The sequence below is a fragment of the Corynebacterium macginleyi genome (assembly GCF_003688935.1).
GTDB lineage: Bacteria > Actinomycetota > Actinomycetes > Mycobacteriales > Mycobacteriaceae > Corynebacterium > Corynebacterium macginleyi.
In genome coordinates, this window is sequence record NZ_REGE01000054.1 from 1 (window position 1) to 1,146 (window position 1,146).

The following is a 1,146-nucleotide window of genomic DNA, read 5'->3' on the forward strand; positions in this document are numbered from 1 at the left end:
GGTTGCGTCCGCTAGTGTGGTGTATCTGTTACCCGGGTGAAGCCTCGTGCCGGTGCACATAAAGGCGACCACCGCGGGTACCTTTCGAATCAACTCTTACTTATCCTCGAAAGGAATGTAACCCGCGATGGCCACTACCCCTCATCATATCGATCCGACTGCGTATCTGGAAGAATTGCTCACTCAGGCCTTCCCCTGACTTGATGCGCCAGATGCTTACAGACTTTATTAACCAGATACTCTCAGCCCAAGCTGACACGGTCTGCGGCGCTGATTACGCCACGGTGTCTCCACAGCGGACTAATACCCGCAATGGCTACCGCCACCGGTCCTTAGACACCAGGGTAGGAAGCATTGACGTTGCTATCCCGAAGCTACGTCACGGCACATTCTTATCCCGACTGGCTCTTAGAAAGGAGTACACGTACCGAAAGGGCCCTGACTACCGTGATAGCCACGTGTTATCTCAAAGGGGTCTCCACTAGACGCATGAATGATTTAGTGGCCACGCTGGGTATTAACAATCTGTCGAAATCACAAGTGTCTAACATGGCCAAAGAACTCGACGACATGGTCGCTGACTTTAGAGCCCGCCCACTGGATTCAGGACCGTATTACTACCTGTCCTGTGACGCATTGACCATGAAAGTCCGCGAAGGCGGACGCGTCGTTAAAACCAGTGTGCTTATCGCTACCGGCGTCAACAAAGACGGCTACCGTGAACTACTCGGCATGCAGGTCGCCACATCAGAATCCGTGGAATCATGGACCGGATTCTTCCAAGACCTTAAAAGCCCGTGGTCTTAGCGACGTCTACCTCGTCACCAGCGATGCGCACCTAGGAATCCAAGCTGCTGTTGGCCAAGTACTACCTACAGCCAGCTGGCAACGCTGCCGCACACATTGTGCTAAAAACCTGTCCTCAAAAGTATCCAAACGCCAATGGACAACACTATCGGGCATGTTTCACTCCATCTTCCAGCAAACAGACGCACAAGCTACCTGGGACCAAGCACGTGAGGTCGTAGATTTCTGCACGCAGCGTTTCCCTGACGTCGCCGACTACCTGGAAGAATCATTAGATGAAATACTCGCGTTTACAACCGCACCCAAAGCTGTATGGACGAAGGTATGGTCCAATAATCC

General features: G+C 52.5%; 1 pseudogene. It reads left to right on the plus strand.

Features of this window, described 5'->3' with window-relative positions:
- Positions 1–127: 127 nt before the first annotated feature.
- Positions 128–1,146 (plus strand): annotated as a pseudogene (locus tag D9V82_RS11970) (IS256 family transposase); the annotation flags it as partial.